The sequence below is a fragment of the Enterobacter cloacae complex sp. 2024EL-00711 genome (assembly GCF_047529885.1).
GTDB classification, from domain to species: Bacteria; Pseudomonadota; Gammaproteobacteria; order Enterobacterales; family Enterobacteriaceae; genus Enterobacter; species Enterobacter ludwigii.
In genome coordinates, this window is the sequence record NZ_JBLIZC010000001.1 from 497,391 (window position 1) to 513,992 (window position 16,602).

Genomic DNA, 16,602 nt, shown 5'->3' on the forward strand with positions numbered 1-16,602 from the left:
AGGGGCTTTATTTTTATGACGAGGAAAATGAACCTGAACCACGTGCAATCTGCAACACCGGCGATAGAATCTCTTTCTTCGATGCGTTAGTTCCTCCCGACATATCATTTACGCTTATTGATGCAGTCACTACCTGTTTCGTAATACCGCTTTTCGCAAAAATCACCGGGACCGCTACAGCGTTGGTTGTATTCCGGGTTGAACAGGTTACCCACTGATAATCCTTTGTGGTTCCGTCGATGGTCACTGATATCCGCGCAGTGGCATCGTCGCCAGATACTCCATATATCAATACAACCGCTGATACAATTACTGTCTTGGGCTTGCTGGTTCCGGTTGTATCCGTATAAGTCAGATTGGTCGTTACACCTCCTGAGCCGGATTTGGATTTATCCAGACCGACACCTGCGTTAACCACATCACCGACAAAATTCTCAGCCTCCACTGTCCCCCTGAATGAACCACTGGTTGCCGTCACTTTCCCGGTAAACTCCCCGTTCGTGGCGTAAACCGTTCCACGCACGGTGACATTATTGAACACGGCATAACCTGATTTGTTGATGTGCCAGCCAACGTTTCCGGTTCCATCCCAGGTTGTCGACTGGATGTAGTTGCCGAGTTTGAGGTTGCCGATTGTCCCGTCACCAATGAGCGTTTCCCGGATGATGGTCTGCCCGTTCTGAATAACAAACGGAAGCGTAACCGTGGCCCCGGCGTACTGGGTCACAGCAAAACGGTCAGCCAGAAAAACAACCTGCGACTGCATGCCACCGGGGGTATTCTCAACCCCAATCCCCATCCCTGCTGCGTAATACTGACCGTTACTGGATAACCCGACTTTGATGCTGTACATAGCTTTCAGGTCGCCGTTAACGTTCGCAATGGCCTCAGCGTTGGTGGTGATCGCAGAAGTGTGTCCATTGACGGTCGCCGTGATGCTGTTTACCTGCGTGGCCATAGCCTGCTGGTAATCCGAAAACGTCTGATTCAGGCTATTAATAGATGCTTTGTTGCCGTTGACGTCCGTCTGCAGGCTCAGCAGCGAACGTGCCGTTGCCTCCTTCTCGTTAACGATGACCTCATCAATACGATCCAGCTGAGCGCTGTTACCGGCGACCGTTGCGGATAGCCTTTTACGTGTGGCCACCTGCGCCAGCCCGTTCTGGATAATTGCGATGGCCGAGTTTTTCACCCCACCCGTCATCCCGTCCATAGACACACTGATGCTGTCGATTCTGTGGCCCAGCGCGGTATCAGCCGTCGCCACAGTCTGCTCAAGCTCAGAGAGAGAGGACGACACTTCACCAACCGTGCTCGAAAGTTCATTAACGCTGGTCTGAACCTGCCCAATGTCCTGCGCGTTTTTGGCGATTTCCTGCGCCTGCAGCTCAAGTTCATCGTTGGCCTGTTTGATGTCGTCAGCCATGCCAGCAATTTTTTCATTGCTGTCCACCGCGTTCTCGATCAGGTCTTTGAAGGTATCGGAGTCTTTAATTTCCTCCAGGATCACATCGGTAATGTCGGAGACATCGATACTGGCCTGCCCTCGCACCCATTCTGTGTACCCTGATTCGTTTCCGCTGCGGTCCACCAGCTGCGCGCGGTACCAGAAAATCTGCCCAGCCTTAAGACCCATCTGCTGATATTTGCGCTGCGGGTAAGGCACATCGGCTAGCAGCATCGCATCGTCTTCGGTACCGGTCAGACTATACTGAATTTCCGTCTTCAGCGTGTCGTCGGTATTCGCCGGGAATCCCCAGTTCAACTCGATACCGAATACCACGTTTTCAGAAGCGATGAAGCCAACCGGCTTCGGTGGGTTGCCTACTTTACCAGTCAGCGTTTTCTCTTCTGAATAGCCCCATCCTGATGAGATTTCTGCGGCATTGATTGCGCGTACGCGCACCAGGTAGCGCCCGGCATAAATCCCGGGGACGTCGAATGACGTGGTGGAGCTGCGCGGCACGTTAACCCAGTTACCGTCGTTGCGGCGCCATTGCGCTTCATAGGCGATAGCGTTCTGCGCCTGGTCCCAGCTTACGCGCATCGTTTCGACGCTGATATTTTGCTGCACCACAGAAAACGAGCTGATCACGATGTTCGCAGGCGGCGACTGGTTACCTGGCGGGATCACGCTCACCGGCCGCTGGTCAATGATGGCTCCGGTATCAATGCGATCGAATTTATCCGGATCGTGATTTGCACCGACGATTGTGAACGTGCCGTCATTATTATCAGTTACCGTAATAACGCGATACTGCTGTGCGTAGAGCTCGTCAGACTCAATGACCCATACTGCCTCAGCCACAGGCGTTTCGCTGTAAGCGGTCGTAACGGTCACTTTATTGCCCGTAATCGACTGAATGGTGCGTGACTGTGAAACACCCGATGGAAGATTGACAATCATCCTGTCGGCTGCCGAAGCATCCGGCGCCCTGTCCAGCGTCAGCACGCGACCATTCACCGCAGAGATACGGCCGCCCAGGTCGCGCCCGGAAAGATTACGGTCGGCAACAGCGATCACATAACCAGGCTGTGGAATGTTACCGTCTTCTCCTACATCAAAAGTAACAACACGATCTTTGTTATTTGTGAGAATACCCCAGCGCCCTTTTCGGTTCGCCTCTGATTGCCGGGTACAACCAATAGCGGTTATCTCAAGCTGGTTAAAGCCATAACGCGCTACCAGCGCCTGTTCAAAAACAGGCTCCATAGCGTCCGAATAAGCGTTATCAGGATCGGACCATGACACCAGTGCATTGGTATAACGATTCTTTGTAGTGCTGCTCGAATAGGTAAACCGGCCCTCTATAACGTTTGCATGCGTGTATGTAAAATCAACATCTCGCGGCATGTCAGCCAGCGCCACAATCTGGTCGTCGCCCCAGTAGGTCATCCCACGGAATATGGCAGCGAAATCACGCAGAACTGTGTACGCGTCGTTACGATCCTGAATGTACACGTTACAGATATATCGCGGTTCGGTGCCACTTCCGCCTTTGCCATCCGGCACCATCTGATCGCAATACTGTGCAACCTGGTAGAGTGTCCATTTGTCTATGTTCGCTGTGGTGAGACGATCCCCTAGCCCGAAACGGTCGCTAACCACCAGGTCGTAGAAAATCCACGCAGGGTTGTCCGTCCATGCCCATTTAAATGTCCCAGTCCACATACCACTATATATGCGGGTTTCGGGGTCGTAGGTATCTGGAACGCGGATAACGCGGCCGCGAGGCTCGCAGGAGATCTGCGGGATAGAACCGTTAAACTGGCTGGAATCGAATTCGATATAAAGCAGCGCTGTGTTTGGATAGCGTAATTTGGCGTCAATTACCTCGGTGAAGCTCTGCAGCATCATCGTGTCGCCGATCTTCGCGCTGTTGGCATCAGACGTAATCTTACGCAGTCGGATTGTCCAGGTACTGCCAGCCTGTGGTAAATCAATACGGTGACTGCGTTCGTAACCTGAAGTCGTTTTGCCGGTCACGCTGATATTGAGTACCGTCTGCCATATGCCGCCGTCCGTCTGCAGGTCAATCGCATAATTAACCGAGTAACCGACCAGATCGCCGTCGTCCTCCTGCTTGAAAAGCGAAGGCCATTTCAGACGCAGGCGAACCGCTGAAAGCTGAGTATTGGTAAAGGTGCGCGTCCACGCAGTAGCGCTCGATACCTCAGTTCCCACGCTGATTTCGTTTTCGGTACCGGGGATTCCCTGAATGTATTTTTGCGCCAGAGTTCCAGAACGAAACTCCCAAGCCACACCGCTGAAGTTCTCGGAACCATCTGCGTTCTCAAGTGCAGTGCCATCGAGATAAATATCGCGCGCAGTGAGACCACCAGCAAACTCCCCCTCTCCCAACGCGAGAAGGATTTTCGCCTTGGCTACTGACTGAAGATCGTTTGGCTGTTCTGTAGGAGTTCTTGAGCTTGAATTGCCGCCCTTGCGGCCTTTAATAGCGGTTGCTATAGACATATTGCGCCCATAAAAAAAGCCACCCAGAGGTGGCTTTTTGAAATTTGTTTAATCTAGTAGAATTCAACTTTCGTATTTGCAGTCATAAATACTGGTTTCGGCAAAGGATTTCCAGCGTTCTGTACTGTTACTTTACATATTTCAGGAACAAGCTTTTCGCTATAATGGCAAGTATTCGTTGCTGTATAACCTTCCGAGTAAACTGATGTATTTATAATTTTATAATCAAGAGGCTTCCTGTCTTTATCAACATAAGATATTTCGTTTTTTGATAGAATCTTTCCAGAACTATAAAATTCAGAACGTATCAAATTAGAATCATCATCATAAAAATGCTCAGATATTTTCTTACCCAAAAAATAGGTGTCTTTAATTAGACCATTCGAGTAAAGATTATATCGCAACTCGTCACCATTTTCATTTTTACTCAAAATATTACATTTTTCATCGATCTGTATTGAGAAAGGCTTACCATCTCTCTGACCAACAAGACTTCCGTTGCTATTTTTTAGATTGGTTTTATGACCAGAAGAAACGTTATCAAGATCTAAGCTTTCAACACACCCATTCTTATCCAGTCTGATGGAAATTTTATAAGTGACTTTCCCATTTTCTTCAACATCAGTATCTAAGGATTTGACAGCTCCTTTAACTGGATTGAAATCAAACATAGTAGATAAATTATAGAGGAGAGGTATGTAATGGTTCTCAGCCAAAGCCATGCCTGAAAATAAGGAAGTACAAAGGAAAAGAATAGATGTTTTTTTCATTTTGAATCTAAGCTCAAGTCACCCCATATTAAGTAAGCCCATTACAGCATGCTTACTGCTGATCTTCAACATAGATACCGGCGGATATGATCGCGCCACCTATACGGCGCCGGCCGTACAAGAGTGGCACCGGGTTGCCCTGGGCTGTCGTGTTTGTTACTCCACCAAAGGCGTAGCTGGCTTGGTTATCAGCAGATTGTTTACTGGCTAGCCCGGTTGTCTGGGGAGAAAGCATCTGGACTACGCCACCGATCGCCATTGATGCTCCAATCCCCGCCACAGCTCCCCATCCACCAGCGAAAGCGGTACCACCAATCCCGATCGCAGCCCCTCCCGTGACGAACGCAGCAACAGCGACAAGGGCAACCCCGAGGATTGTCTGAAACACCCCGGCTCGCTTACTGCCGATGATCACCGGCGCTATGCGAATATCTTCGGCACCTTTATCCATGCTGAGTTCGTCATCACAAAGATTCCGTTTTCCGCTGAAAACCGCATACGTTAGCCCGCGCTGTTTGCTGGTATTCAGAAAACGCTCGAAACCAGGGACGATCACACACAATGCACGGATGGCTTCTTTGGGTGAGGCGACGGATAGTTTGTACTCCCTGCCAAAAGTGGCACCCAGTACTCCATAAAGTTTGATGGTTCGTAGTGTTTCAGTCATTGCAACGGACATAATGTCTCCGTAAAAATGAATGCAACCTGATGGGTTTGTATGTAAATGATTGCCACCTTACAGGCATTGATTCATAGAAAAAATTCAGGTATTTAGACAGTACCCCTAAGTCTAATAGGGCTTACAACGAAACAAGGAATAGTAGAATGGAACACAATCCACTTGCCGGGCTGGTATTTATTATTTGGCTAATTACCTTTTTCCCTTGCTTTCGCATGGCACAGAAAGCCGGTTTTGGCTGGGCGATGGCTATCTTCCTGTCGATGCCGGGTCTGCATTTCATAATGCTGTGGGTATTTGCGTTCATGAAATGGCCTAATCTTCCCAATAAGTAATAACCACCTTAGGCACCTGTTACAAAAACTCCACATATCGTAAAATCTTCATAGTACGGTCACGCCAGTAACCGCCATACGGCACGCGCTGGCTCATATGACCATATAGATGGTGCAGCAACATATTACCATCCAGCAGAATTCCAGCGTGATTCCACTTATCGGCCTGAACCTGCATGATCACCATATCTCCAGGTTTCGGTGGCCCGTTGAATTCCCGGAATCCGCACTCATACCAGCAATCCTGATAGAAGTTGTCCGGATAGTCGTTTTCCCACCAGGGATAATCGACCCGGTAATCCTTAAGCTCAATCCCGTGTTCCTGCCGGAAATAGCTCATCACTAGGCCCCAACAGTCATAGTGTCCGAGCACAAACGGGCGACCGAGCAGGGGCAATTCACCGCGAGGAGTAATGGTACGTAAGTCTCCTTCCGGCCAACTGACAATATGCCAAGGGAGCAAAGTTGCATCGCATTGAGCCTTGTCCAGTTCGCTTGGCTGTGTCGTGGCGTCGGGGTGACTATGTACGATTCCCGTTATCGTCCCCCAGTCTTCAGCTTCAGCGTAATCCTCGGGCGAAAGATGAAACTGCTCTGTTGGTTCTGAAGCCAGATTGCGGCATGAAAAATAACGTTCAACTCGGCTTTTCTGCGCCACCACGCCGCAACATTCGCGAGGATACTCAGCTGCAGCATGTGACATAATCGCATCGATGGTTTTCTGCCGCATATCAGCTCCTGATCAAAGACGTGCCCGGGAAACCACCAAACGAGAGTTCGTTATTTTCACCGAACCGAAGTTTGCAGGCCGTCAGCGTGCCGTTGCATTCATCCAGAGACGGATCGCTCACCGGGTTGTTGTTTTTATCGAAATAGCGGGTTCCAGCATAGTCGCAGCCGTCGCCGGTGCGATATTTATTCCGGATGCACCAGGTACACAGAGAATGAAGCTGGCGCGTCGGGATCATCAATCCCTGCAGATCCATAGGGCTGGTAAGAACAAACTCAACACTCTCCCCGGGCAACTCACTATTTTTACCGTCGATATAGAAAACGCGTTTCCTCACCTGCAGGGGGTCTGCTGTGGGATTTCCATCCGGGAAATTACGTGCATCGAGGTAATGCGTGAAAGTGTCATGAATAGTGACTTTGGCCTGCAGCATATCGTCATAAGCAAGACAGAGCGCAGTGATAGAGCTGTCAATGTTGGCCACGGTTAGCGTAGGCTGCGCGCTACCGCCATCAGTAGAAGCTTCCAGCCCCTCCAGCTTATATGGCCAGGCACCATACTCTTCGCCCTGCCACCAGATGCTCTTCGCCTTAAGCTTTGATACGTCGCCACCAGCAGTCGCAATCTCTTCTTCGGTATGCGGCAAGTTATACGCATGAAAGCGCAGAATGTCCTCAAGGCCAAATGTGGATCCGTCCACTTCAATAAGACGTATTTTTTCGCCTGGTTCGAGGCGTTGATAATCCTGGGTAATCATGGTGAGTAAGCCTGTTTGAATGTTGCGGAAATGGTCATAACATTGCTGGATAAGGGCTGTGATTTGATTGATTCGGCCTCAATCCGATAGAGCCCTGTTTCGCCAACTGGCGATGTCCAGATAAATGACTTTGTGACGTGAGAACGAAAGAATATCAGGGCCTGAAGCATGTCCGCTTTTTTCCCCGTCAGTGTGACAGGCCATGACTGCTTTTCAGGGTTAATGCCTTCCCCGGCGATCTGCTCATAGCCGTCGCCAAAGGTTGCAGAGCGCGTTTTGTAGCTGAAAGTTCCCTCCATCCCCGCTTGTATCTGCGTTCGCCAGGTAAATGTTTCAACTCCCATGTTTGCTCCATAAAAAAAGCCACCCGAAGGTGGCTTGTCTGTATAAGTCGAAGATTAACGGTTTTCACAACCAAGTTGAGACTTATCAATAATCTGCGTGCCTTCGACACGGAAACCATATGTGCCGAAGATAAATGCGTGGTTTAATTGATAAATAACAACATCACTCAGGCCTACGGAACATTTATCTTTTTCAATAGCCCGATCCATTGCTGTTTTAACGCTTGGAATGCCCAGCGGGAAAATAACAATTGGAGCTTTGTCTTCACCAGTCACACGCTGACCTTTCTCAAACTTAGCTGCGTTAAGGTTGTAGTTTTTGGTACTTCCTACGGTCATATCAGCAACACGAACAGTACAGCCTGACAGTAATAATGCCCCAAGAGCTAAAGCAACTACCTTATTCATTTTATGTTTCCTTTAATTGCAATCAGAAACATCCTAACATGGTTAATGGTATGATCAAAAAAACTGATAAGCTGAGTTAACGTGATTTTGTTGCATTCCAGATTAAACCACCGGGCTGAAGCTGCTTAGCAATCCCGGCGCGAACAGACTGGTCAATGGTCTGTTTATATGCCCGCGAAATAGCGTCGCTGTTACCATTAGTCTTCTGCTGAGAGGCCTGATTCTGCACGACCACCGATGTTTGAACTGTCACACCTCCAGCAGCTGACGATTGCAACCCGTACATCGGTGCATTACCGACATAACCGCCATTTGCATAACCCTGCGCACTCCGCATAAGTGAATAGAGGTTACCAACCCCCAGCGCGCTGGTAGCCTCTTTGGTAAAGACGAACTCACCGCCATGAACGACACCTTTTGGCTGATATTTCCCACCATCGCCTGTATAGCCGCCAGTATCAAATTCCGGGACTGCGCCACCACCGGAAAATCCAAAAAATGAACCAAATGAGTTCCCACCAAAGGCAGACTTCATTCCATTGATCAGAGCCAGTTGCGTCAGCATCTGGGCGATGCCCTTCAGGAAGGTAGACAGGAAATCGGAGAAGTTAGCTTTTCCAGTAGTAAAGAAGTCCGTAAGGGTGCTGGCCATCCCGGTGAACGCATTGCTGGTAATCGTCTGCACCTGCGAGTAAACATCGGTCGCGCTGTCTTCAAATTCAGCCCAGCCTTTTTTTGCACCGATCAGCCAGTCACCACGCAACCTGTCATCTGCGTCATAGTAATCATTCGCCGCTTTAAGCTGCTTCTGATAACCCTCATCCTCCAGAGAGCCACCTGAATTTTTCCAGCCTGCAGCGAGCTGACTTTTCGCGAGTTCACGCTGAGCCATCCGATCGCTCATCCCGGCGCCACCCAGTAACGCAGCCTGTTTCTCAGCCATCTGCGTGACGTATTTCTGCGATGTATCCATGCGCTTGTTGAGTTGTTCCTGCGCGGTAATCTGGTCACCAAGCAGAGCTTTCTGCCTCGCCAGTTGCAGAACCTGGTCTTTGCTAGCGAGGAGAGATTTTTCCTGCTTTGTCAGGGAGCGTGACCGTGATGCCTCTTCCAGTACCTGGAATTTAGCCTCAGTAGTCCACAGGTCTTTTCGCTGCTGGCTGATAGTATCGTTCAGACCTTTATGCTGCTGCAGGGCACGTAACTGAGCCTGAAGCGCAAGCAGTTCAGCCTGAGCTGCGTCCGCGGTGCGATCACCAGCGGATACAGCGCCCTGCTTTCCGGTTTTCGTCTTTTTACCAAACAAAGCGACTTCTTCCCGATCCTTCTGGGTTGTCGCGGTTTTTATCTTGCGGGTGGTATCAAGGTATTTACCTGCGCTAATGTCGGCTGCATCCCAGTCTTTTTTAAGCTGAGAAACGCTGTCACCATAAGCGCCGGCCATCTGTTCGTTATAGTCCTGCCATCCCTGCAGGGTATCCGTTTTCGCCCAGTCAGGAACGAGATTAATCGCAGCCGCTATAGATGATGAAATAATCTGATTCAGCTTCTGAAAGACTATCGCAACGCTGTAATAAATTGCGTTGAACTCCTTGAGCGTGTTTGATGCAAGTTCTGCCACCCATTGGCCGATACTCTGCATCGCTTCAGATGCCCACCCCTTGATATCGAGCCACAGCCGTCCAAAGGGTGTCAGAGAGTCATAGGCCTGCTCCCCGCGCGTCTCCATCGTGTCGCCAAACAAATCCATTGCCTGAGTTACTGCAGCAGTCTGATTTTTCTGCTTCACCAAATCATCAATGTGCTTAAGTTGCGAAACGGTAAGAAAGTTATACTGCTCATTGAGGCTCTGCAGTGCTTTGACAGGGTCTTTTTCAATGTCTTTATAGGCTTTTGTGATGTCCTGTGCCGAAACAATACCGGTTTGAACGGCCATAGCCATCGAGCTCGTAGCCTTTTCAAGCTGCTGCTGTGTCAGTGATCCCATGCCAACCAGTTCGGTCATGAGCCCCTGGACAGTATCAACCGTAGCGCCAGTAGAAGCGGCAATAGTCTGAGATGAAGCCATAACCTGGAGCGCAGACGTTCCGGCAATATTGCCGGTCCGAATGATGGCTTTGTTAATTTCTTCATAGGCTGTGAAATAGTCGGAGCCTGCTTTAGCAGCAAGCAGAACAGCACCTGCCAGACCACCAATCGCGACACGAACCGGGGTGACCATGGATAACATCGCTTTTAGCGCATTTGCAACGCCACCAAACGAGTCCCGCAACTGGCCGCCCTGCTGTATGGCTACCATGTAGACGGGCATGCCCGAAGCCAGTGACGTCACGATATCCGTCATTTGCATCGGCAGGTATCGCATTGCGTTGCGATATTGCCCCGCACTGATAGCCCCCGATTTCCACGCTTCCTCCTGCTCCTTCAACCGGGCGATCATAGGCGCGGCGCGTTCTGACACACCTAGTTGAGCAGCCTTCAGTTCAAGCAACTCTGCGCGGGTTTTACCGATTGCAGAAACCTGCTCTTCCAGGGAGTCTATAAACGTTTTACTCGCTGCAGCTGCACGTTGCGCCGCCTGAGCCTGTTCAATCCGGACCCGCCCTTCAGCTGTCTCAGCTTCCATGACCTGTGCCAGTTTTGTTCGTGTCGTTTCAAGCACGCTGTTATAGCGTGTGAAATCTTCGTCACCCACCAGACCTTTACTGCGGAATTTAGCCAGGCTCTCCTGAATGGTGTCCAGCTCATCCAGTGCCTTGTTGACCGGGCTGATTTTATTCAGCAGGTTCTGAAGTTCCTGGCGCTGCTGCTTAAGGCTTTCGCTGTTTTTTTTCTGGTTATCAATCCCGGTACGGAACGTACTGTTCAGGTCATCCGCTTTACCGGCCGCCGCGGTCGCAGTTTCCTGAAAGCGATCCAGTTCACGGTTACCGCGCTCCAGTTCGCTCGTGTTCACACGCAGCGAAATCGTTGCGATGTCGTTGCTCATCCCGCCCTCTCTTTATGCATTATTCTTAGCGCAGCGCTTTCCATCACCCTTATATCCGAAAGCGCGGTTGCCTCATCGTCAACGTTATGCAGGCGCATCATCCAGGGGAGTACGTTGTAATCCAGCCCGGACGCACCGCCCATACCTGTGCGCCATTGTGTACTGACGGCCTGAAATACCAGGAAGGAGGGCCAGACATCCGGCCAGACGTCAATGAACTGGTCATCGTAATCGTCCGGCGTAAGCCCGTAGGGTGCCAGGTCAGCCGCCGTTGGTTCAGGCGTATAGAACGCAGAGGCAACCGCTATCAGTTTTTTTCGCGGTGTCCCATCAGCTCGCGATAGTACGTTTCCGGAATGGCCTTAATGGCCGCCGGGTAATTCTCCAGCAGCACCGACAGGTTCTCTGCGTTGAACGCATCAGGGAGCGCCCAGCCTGCAATGATTTCCATAAGAAAATCAGTGGCTGTTTTGCCTTCAAGTTTCTCCAGGTCTGCCAGTTCTTTGAGTGGTTTGTGATTAAACGTAAATGTCAGGACTCCATCCTCATCACCTGCGCGCGGGATCGAGACATTAGCCTTGAAAGTTGGTTTTGGCTGAAGAGTGAATTTGGTCGCCATCGTTGCCCCTTAGCGTAAAAAAGCCTCCAAACAGGAGGCTCATATTATTGTTATCCCCGGCTCACGCCGCGGCGTCGGTAATTTTGTAGAACGTCATCGCAGGCGACTGCAGATTGAGCACAACGGTAACCGTTTCAACTTCGTTCACCTGCGTTGCCGGCGTATCGTCGAAAGACGTTGTTGCCGCCCAGTATCGGTTCTCTTTCGCCTTTGGCACGTACATGTAAGCCGCGACCGTCTCTTCGTCTTCGTCCAGTTGACGCAGCAGTGGGTATACCGGAAGCGTGGAGTCATGAGCGATCGTGTAGGTCTGGGAAACTGCTGATTTGTAGGTGTTCAGGTTGCGCTGTCTGTCATCGCTGAGGAACTGAATCTGCGTGGTGTTCTGATCGCCACCAGCTTTTGATACTTCTGTGATTTGTGGCAATTCTGTCCACTCAAGCACCTTGCGGATTGAGCCGGTACCGCCACCAGCAGCATATTTGTTTTTGTTAGTGGTATTGATATTGCGCAGAGTTACAGCGCTTTCTGCAATCGCTTCAATTTTCGCGATTACGTTATCAATACCCGACCAGTTGCAGTTCACATGAACGATATCGCCAGCCGCAAGTTCATCGGGGTCACTGACAGTGATCACCACATGCTCGGCATTCGTCGCGCCGGTGAACGTAATAGCCGGGCCGTAGCCCGACGCCAGATAAACGTGAGCGCCGTTAGGCAGTGCAAAGCCCATAATGGTTTCTCCTTCAGAAACAAGAAAACCGGCCTTAAGCCGGTCAGATGTGGAGCATCAGAGAGGGAATCAGCTGATAATGTCAGCCCTGTAATTCAGGCTGACAGGAACGGTGTAGGACACTTGTGTAGGGATACCGCGGAATATGCCAGGTTGACTGCTAATCCAGCAGGTGAAGTCATTGCCTTCGATTTCCAGCCCTTCGGGGAACAACTCCGCAACTCTGCCCGCCAGAGCAACGGCGGAGGTACGGCCGGAACCGGCCGGCGCAACAACATTAATCTGGTAGACGCCTGAATAAGTCCGGCAGCGCAGACCGAGATCGATTGTTCGCGGCGTAACGGGCATATCGTGAACAGCCAGGTACATCTCGTTAGCAGGAGGTGTAAACGGCACGTTCTCCCATGCAACAGAAACGCCTTCGGCATCGGCCCAGGTACCCAGTCTGGCGGCCAGTGCGGATGCAATATCAGGAATCACCGGGGCACCTCTCTTACTGCTTCCTCAAAGAATCGTTGAAACTCAGCGGCAGTTATGCGAACCATGCCGCCAGGAGCCTGTGTGGAATGCCCCATTTCCAGCGGATAGGCATATGGCACGTTATTGCAGAAATAAATGGCCTTCATACCAACTTTAAACAGTGACAGCGTGTAGTTTCCGGCCGCTTTTGTCAGATCACCTGTCTTATCAATCCGGCCAGTCTCGTCTGTCGTTGGTGCATCAAAGGACACCTGCCAGTTACCGCGAAAACGACCGCCCGTATACCCCGGTGGTGCTTTGACATCCATCCCATCCACCAGCCGTGCCTTTTTCCTGAGTCGTCCGGTTTTAGTTAGATTGGCGGGATCCGCTTTTTGCATCTCATTATGGTCGTAGACAGCCTGGTTATATGAAACTGCGGTCTGGTTAATTTCCCACAGCTCCGGGTTACCAACAGGCGACATCATCACCAGCTGGTTGAGGATTTTAATACCGACTGCGCGCGCCACCGCTTCCTGGTTCTCTTTCGCTTTATTGACGAATGCCGTAATTTCAGCGATGAAAGCTGTATTTTCTCCCATGCTAAGCCCTCAGCTGTGCTTTGTAGCAGAGCACCAGCGCAGCAGGCTTTACCGGGTTGGGTTTGACAACACGATGGGCTGTGCCGTCAATATCAACCACATCGCCGATTTTGAGTTCCTGCTCTGCGGTAAAAACTATCTGAACGTCACCATTTATGATTACCGTCCCATCAATTTCGCCCGGGTCATATTCGGTTTTCACACCCACAGCAGAGAACAGAACCGCTTCAGATTTGTACTCGACGCCGCCGACAACCGTTATCGAACCTTTACGGGTGACGTTATACGCCACGCCGTTCTGCTTGAGCATGCGGGTTGTTCTGGCCTGCATGCGCTGATAGTTGATAGCCACTGGTTAGCGCCTCTCAATTTGCAGATTAATGAAATCGCACTTCAGTGATTCAATAGCCCCCACCATGACATAGGGCAGACCGCCGCTATGCCAGGCGTCAAGAACCGCACCGTCATCTTTGATGAGCAATACAGCCATGCTCCGATAGCTGCCCTCTTTGGCTGCCTGGAGCGCTTCTTCAAGTAGCCTTACAACTTCCGTGCGGTGATGTTCAAGATCTGCATTTTTTCTGGCATTCAGATTAACGAGCTTTAGGTCAGCCATTTCACGCACGCTCCGCAAAAGTGTTAATGGCGTAACCACGACCACCAGCAAGGTCGCCAAGCAGCGCCATGACAGCCGGATAAGATGGCGTAAAAACTTCTCCGTCTGCGACCGCATAGGTCATAGTGACCGCACCTTCCACGCGTTCAGTTTTCACAGCAGCCTCGCGAGAGCTGGAAAGTAAATCGCCGTCGATTGCCTCTACTGCCAGCATGCACTGCGCAGTAACAACTTCACGTGGAACCTCATCGGCGGGAAAGTCGTAGCCGTCCAAGACAACATTCTCGCGCGGCCACGCCAGCGGCTGCCGAGGGTTTGCCCGGTAACCTACCCAGTCCAGCCCCTCGAGGTAGTCCATTGCTTTAATCAGCAGAGGTATCAGACTGTCAGGCAGTTCTATGCCGCGTAGCGCGCCGAAAGCGATCAAATCTTCTTCAGTGGCGTAGCTGTTGGCATCCGGGGAAGTGATATCGGTATTGATCATCGAGTCATCCAGTTTATGGGGCTTTCGCCCCATCAGTTATTCACCGGAAGGCGCAGTGAAGGTGATCTCTTCTGTGGTTTTCGCCACGCCGTCAACCGTGCCGGTTACCGTGAAGGACCCAGCAGCGTCTGACGTGAGTTTCACCGTTGCACCACCAGCAGAGCCGGTTTGAGAACTGGCCGTGCTGAGCGTGCCCCCAGTGGACGTCCACGCGACGGTTTTACCGGATACACCGGAGCCGTTCAGCGTGTACTTCAGGGACACAGTTACCGCGTCTGTGCTGTCAGCAGTTGCGGAGGTTTTATCCGCTGACAGCGTTACTCCCCCACTGCGGATCCCAGTTTGATCAGCACGCCAGCAGTAGATTTGTTGCTGGTGAAGTGTTTCTTCCAGTTACCTTCCGTACCGATGGCCGTCAGGTCTGGGTTTTCACCTTTAGAGGTGTCCCAGCTATAACCCAGCAACTCGACGTTTACCGTACCTTCAGCACGATAGCCGATGGCAAGGTTTTCCTGGTCGTTGATGTCATAGGAGCGGAAGCCTGGAGCCTGTGACTCAATAACTGACACAGCGCCAGATACCAGACCAAGAATGGCATCAACAGGCATTGTATCGGTGACAAGCACCGGCTTGCCCAGTGTGCCCGGCTGACCGCCATACACAACCACACCAGCTTCTTCATAGATTTTGTTGTCGATGGCCTGATCAACGATATCGAAGTACGTGGTGGAGTGCATAACGAACAGAGACACACGGTTGAACTTATCACCATAGGTGCGAAGTCCACGCGTCAGCGTTTTCTTGCCGTCGGTGGCAATGTCTGCTGTCACAACCATGTCGGCGTTAGCACCGATTGCAGCGATCAGCCCCTGAAGAGCGTATTTGATATAGCCTTCAAGCGTAGCATCGGCCACATCAACACCGATCACCTCAGAGAATTCGCTGACATCGCGTCCGCGACGCTTGAACGCCTCTTCGGTTGTTTCGTATGGACCGTACTTCCATGGTGCTTTTACGGACACGGACTCGCCCGCGCCGATTTTTTTACCCGTGACCGGGTCAGTAGAGTTGACATTACGCGCTTCGATAGAGCCGCCGACTTTATAGAAGGCGCGTTTACGGAAGTCACCTTCGATCAGTTCGTTATCGAGGATGATTGCCCCGTTAGAAGCCTGATTAAAAATTTCCAGGTTATCCTGGCGACGTTCAAGAAACGCAGTCTGCGCCAGGTCGTCATAAATAATCAGGTCTGTATTAACAGTTGTTGGCATGGGTTAATCCCTTATTTCGGAAGTTTCAGGTAGGCCTGCTGGCCATGCTTGCGGATGTAATCCGCTTTATCATTGGCGCTCATTTCGGAACGTTTCAGGCTGCCGCCGCCACTGGGCTTGTGTCCGCCCGCGTCAGTACCTTCAGCGCGCGGGAACAGGTGCGGGGCCGTCTCTTTGAGAGACTCCGCCCATTCGAGGGGGGTCAGTGGGGTTTTGCCATCTTTGCCGAACAGAACATCGCCATTTGCATCAACCGCTACGGCCTCGCCTTCGTCGTTGAGCTGGAATGTGCCCTTGGCACGCAGGATCAGATCATCGGATGCTTCAGCCAGCGCGCCAGCTTTCAGCGCTGCGGCACGAATAGCATCACCAAGAACGCGATCCCGGAATTTGTTGGAGAACGCTTCGGCTTTATCCGCACGTTCGTTTGCTGCTTTGATCTGCTTATCCGAATCGGCGCGAAGTCGTTCAGTGCGCTTATTCAGAACCTCATCAATTTTTCCACCAGCGATAAGCTTTGCCTCTTCGTCGTCGGAAAAACGTTGCAGGATGCCGCGCACTGCGTCAGGGTCGATACCGTCAAAGCGTTTGAGGGACTCGGTTGACTCTTTGAGCTTTCCGAGCAGTTCAGTGTTTTTGTTTTTCAGCCCTGTAACCTGAGCCGACACCTGCTCATCAATCAGCTTCTGAATGTCGGGAGTGATTTCAGGAGCGCCGCCACCGCCGCCTGATTTATCTTCTTCACCAGCCGCCGAATAATATTTAATGAGCATGTTTCGAATTAACATAATTTCCCCTCGGGATTTTGTCGGGCCTCGCCCATAAAAAAG

General features: G+C 51.1%; 20 protein-coding genes. 1 reads left to right on the forward strand and 19 read right to left on the reverse strand.

The window, feature by feature from the left end:
• Window positions 1-13: 13 nt before the first annotated feature.
• The 3 genes from ACMVME_RS02355 to ACMVME_RS02365 are packed head-to-tail and all read right to left on the reverse strand — an operon-like array spanning window position 14 to window position 5,425.
• The gene (locus ACMVME_RS02355) at window positions 14-3,976 is read right to left on the reverse strand and encodes a DUF1983 domain-containing protein (protein WP_414743349.1); all 3,963 of its coding nucleotides are present in this window, start codon (window positions 3,974-3,976) and stop codon (window positions 14-16) included.
• A gap of 53 nt (window positions 3,977-4,029) precedes the next feature.
• Window positions 4,030-4,746: a YnfC family lipoprotein gene (locus ACMVME_RS02360; RefSeq protein WP_414743350.1), complete on the reverse strand. Its 717-nt coding sequence runs from the start codon at window positions 4,744-4,746 to the stop codon at window positions 4,030-4,032.
• Window positions 4,747-4,798: 52 nt separating this feature from the next.
• The gene (locus tag ACMVME_RS02365; protein WP_414743351.1) at window positions 4,799-5,425 is read right to left on the reverse strand and encodes a tail assembly protein; all 627 of its coding nucleotides are present in this window, start codon (window positions 5,423-5,425) and stop codon (window positions 4,799-4,801) included.
• A 146-nt stretch (window positions 5,426-5,571) separates the two neighbouring features.
• Between ACMVME_RS02365 and ACMVME_RS02370 the strand changes: the two genes are divergently transcribed.
• Window positions 5,572-5,760 carry a hypothetical protein gene (locus ACMVME_RS02370; protein WP_050861240.1) on the forward strand — a complete coding sequence of 63 codons (189 nt, stop codon included), beginning with the start codon at window positions 5,572-5,574 and terminating at the stop codon, window positions 5,758-5,760.
• A 19-nt stretch (window positions 5,761-5,779) separates the two neighbouring features.
• Here ACMVME_RS02370 and ACMVME_RS02375 read toward each other — a convergent pair whose 3' ends face one another.
• The 16 genes from ACMVME_RS02375 to ACMVME_RS02450 all read right to left on the reverse strand — a co-directional run bounded on the left by ACMVME_RS02375 (window position 5,780) and on the right by ACMVME_RS02450 (window position 16,560).
• Window positions 5,780-6,490 (reverse strand): C40 family peptidase, encoded by a 711-nt coding sequence (locus ACMVME_RS02375; protein WP_414743352.1) that lies wholly within the window; start codon window positions 6,488-6,490, stop codon window positions 5,780-5,782.
• A 1-nt stretch (window position 6,491) separates the two neighbouring features.
• Window positions 6,492-7,247, reverse strand: a complete 756-nt coding sequence (locus ACMVME_RS02380) for a phage minor tail protein L (protein ID WP_414743353.1) — start codon at window positions 7,245-7,247, stop codon at window positions 6,492-6,494.
• Window positions 7,244-7,591 carry a phage tail protein gene (locus ACMVME_RS02385; protein WP_363358827.1) on the reverse strand — a complete coding sequence of 116 codons (348 nt, stop codon included), beginning with the start codon at window positions 7,589-7,591 and terminating at the stop codon, window positions 7,244-7,246. The genes ACMVME_RS02380 and ACMVME_RS02385 overlap by 4 nt, the downstream gene beginning before the upstream one ends.
• Before the next feature lie 54 nt (window positions 7,592-7,645).
• The gene (locus ACMVME_RS02390; RefSeq protein WP_210870750.1) at window positions 7,646-7,999 is read right to left on the reverse strand and encodes a hypothetical protein; all 354 of its coding nucleotides are present in this window, start codon (window positions 7,997-7,999) and stop codon (window positions 7,646-7,648) included.
• Window positions 8,000-8,075: 76 nt separating this feature from the next.
• Window positions 8,076-10,988 carry a phage tail tape measure protein gene (locus ACMVME_RS02395; protein ID WP_414743354.1) on the reverse strand — a complete coding sequence of 971 codons (2,913 nt, stop codon included), beginning with the start codon at window positions 10,986-10,988 and terminating at the stop codon, window positions 8,076-8,078.
• Window positions 10,985-11,299: a DUF1799 domain-containing protein gene (locus tag ACMVME_RS02400; protein WP_079230976.1), complete on the reverse strand. Its 315-nt coding sequence runs from the start codon at window positions 11,297-11,299 to the stop codon at window positions 10,985-10,987. Before ACMVME_RS02400 ends, ACMVME_RS02395 begins: the two co-directional genes overlap by 4 nt.
• On the reverse strand, window positions 11,296-11,607 hold the full coding sequence (locus ACMVME_RS02405; protein WP_044856971.1) for a phage tail assembly chaperone: 312 nt from the start codon (window positions 11,605-11,607) through the stop codon (window positions 11,296-11,298). The genes ACMVME_RS02400 and ACMVME_RS02405 overlap by 4 nt, the downstream gene beginning before the upstream one ends.
• A gap of 61 nt (window positions 11,608-11,668) precedes the next feature.
• A complete protein-coding gene (locus tag ACMVME_RS02410; RefSeq protein ID WP_414743355.1) occupies window positions 11,669-12,340 on the reverse strand; it encodes a phage tail protein in 672 nt (223 codons plus the stop codon).
• A gap of 69 nt (window positions 12,341-12,409) precedes the next feature.
• Window positions 12,410-12,820, reverse strand: a complete 411-nt coding sequence (locus ACMVME_RS02415; RefSeq protein ID WP_044856973.1) for a DUF4128 domain-containing protein — start codon at window positions 12,818-12,820, stop codon at window positions 12,410-12,412.
• The gene (locus ACMVME_RS02420) at window positions 12,817-13,401 is read right to left on the reverse strand and encodes a hypothetical protein (RefSeq protein WP_410379002.1); all 585 of its coding nucleotides are present in this window, start codon (window positions 13,399-13,401) and stop codon (window positions 12,817-12,819) included. Before ACMVME_RS02420 ends, ACMVME_RS02415 begins: the two co-directional genes overlap by 4 nt.
• A 1-nt stretch (window position 13,402) precedes the next feature.
• Window positions 13,403-13,753 carry a hypothetical protein gene (locus ACMVME_RS02425; RefSeq protein ID WP_279256170.1) on the reverse strand — a complete coding sequence of 117 codons (351 nt, stop codon included), beginning with the start codon at window positions 13,751-13,753 and terminating at the stop codon, window positions 13,403-13,405.
• 3 nt (window positions 13,754-13,756) lie between these two features.
• Entirely contained in the window at window positions 13,757-14,017 is a 261-nt protein-coding gene (locus ACMVME_RS02430) for a hypothetical protein (RefSeq protein WP_044856976.1), read from the reverse strand.
• Window position 14,018: 1 nt separating this feature from the next.
• Window positions 14,019-14,501 carry a DnaT-like ssDNA-binding protein gene (locus tag ACMVME_RS02435; RefSeq protein WP_232947137.1) on the reverse strand — a complete coding sequence of 161 codons (483 nt, stop codon included), beginning with the start codon at window positions 14,499-14,501 and terminating at the stop codon, window positions 14,019-14,021.
• 36 nt (window positions 14,502-14,537) lie between these two features.
• A complete protein-coding gene (locus tag ACMVME_RS02440; RefSeq protein WP_079230969.1) occupies window positions 14,538-14,765 on the reverse strand; it encodes an Ig-like domain-containing protein in 228 nt (75 codons plus the stop codon).
• A gap of 53 nt (window positions 14,766-14,818) precedes the next feature.
• Window positions 14,819-15,772: a major capsid protein gene (locus tag ACMVME_RS02445; protein WP_176261238.1), complete on the reverse strand. Its 954-nt coding sequence runs from the start codon at window positions 15,770-15,772 to the stop codon at window positions 14,819-14,821.
• Window positions 15,773-15,783: 11 nt separating this feature from the next.
• Window positions 15,784-16,560: a hypothetical protein gene (locus ACMVME_RS02450; protein WP_414743356.1), complete on the reverse strand. Its 777-nt coding sequence runs from the start codon at window positions 16,558-16,560 to the stop codon at window positions 15,784-15,786.
• Between the last annotated feature and the right edge of the window lie 42 nt (window positions 16,561-16,602).

Bases quoted from the DNA above. Each gene is read 5' to 3' on its own strand.
- ACMVME_RS02355 (WP_414743349.1), bottom strand. From the start codon at position 3,976: ATGTCTATAGCAACCGCTATTAAAGGCCGCAAGGGCGGCAATTCAAGC.
- ACMVME_RS02360 (WP_414743350.1), bottom strand. From the start codon at position 4,746: ATGAAAAAAACATCTATTCTTTTCCTTTGTACTTCCTTATTTTCAGGC.
- ACMVME_RS02365 (WP_414743351.1), bottom strand. From the start codon at position 5,425: ATGTCCGTTGCAATGACTGAAACACTACGAACCATCAAACTTTATGGA.
- ACMVME_RS02370 (WP_050861240.1), top strand. From the start codon at position 5,572: ATGGAACACAATCCACTTGCCGGGCTGGTATTTATTATTTGGCTAATT.
- ACMVME_RS02375 (WP_414743352.1), bottom strand. From the start codon at position 6,490: ATGCGGCAGAAAACCATCGATGCGATTATGTCACATGCTGCAGCTGAG.
- ACMVME_RS02380 (WP_414743353.1), bottom strand. From the start codon at position 7,247: ATGATTACCCAGGATTATCAACGCCTCGAACCAGGCGAAAAAATACGT.
- ACMVME_RS02385 (WP_363358827.1), bottom strand. From the start codon at position 7,591: ATGGGAGTTGAAACATTTACCTGGCGAACGCAGATACAAGCGGGGATG.
- ACMVME_RS02390 (WP_210870750.1), bottom strand. From the start codon at position 7,999: ATGAATAAGGTAGTTGCTTTAGCTCTTGGGGCATTATTACTGTCAGGC.
- ACMVME_RS02395 (WP_414743354.1), bottom strand. From the start codon at position 10,988: ATGAGCAACGACATCGCAACGATTTCGCTGCGTGTGAACACGAGCGAA.
- ACMVME_RS02405 (WP_044856971.1), bottom strand. From the start codon at position 11,607: ATGGCGACCAAATTCACTCTTCAGCCAAAACCAACTTTCAAGGCTAAT.
- ACMVME_RS02410 (WP_414743355.1), bottom strand. From the start codon at position 12,340: ATGGGCTTTGCACTGCCTAACGGCGCTCACGTTTATCTGGCGTCGGGC.
- ACMVME_RS02420 (WP_410379002.1), bottom strand. From the start codon at position 13,401: ATGGGAGAAAATACAGCTTTCATCGCTGAAATTACGGCATTCGTCAAT.
- ACMVME_RS02430 (WP_044856976.1), bottom strand. From the start codon at position 14,017: ATGGCTGACCTAAAGCTCGTTAATCTGAATGCCAGAAAAAATGCAGAT.
- ACMVME_RS02435 (WP_232947137.1), bottom strand. From the start codon at position 14,501: ATGATCAATACCGATATCACTTCCCCGGATGCCAACAGCTACGCCACT.
- ACMVME_RS02445 (WP_176261238.1), bottom strand. From the start codon at position 15,772: ATGCCAACAACTGTTAATACAGACCTGATTATTTATGACGACCTGGCG.
- ACMVME_RS02450 (WP_414743356.1), bottom strand. From the start codon at position 16,560: ATGTTAATTCGAAACATGCTCATTAAATATTATTCGGCGGCTGGTGAA.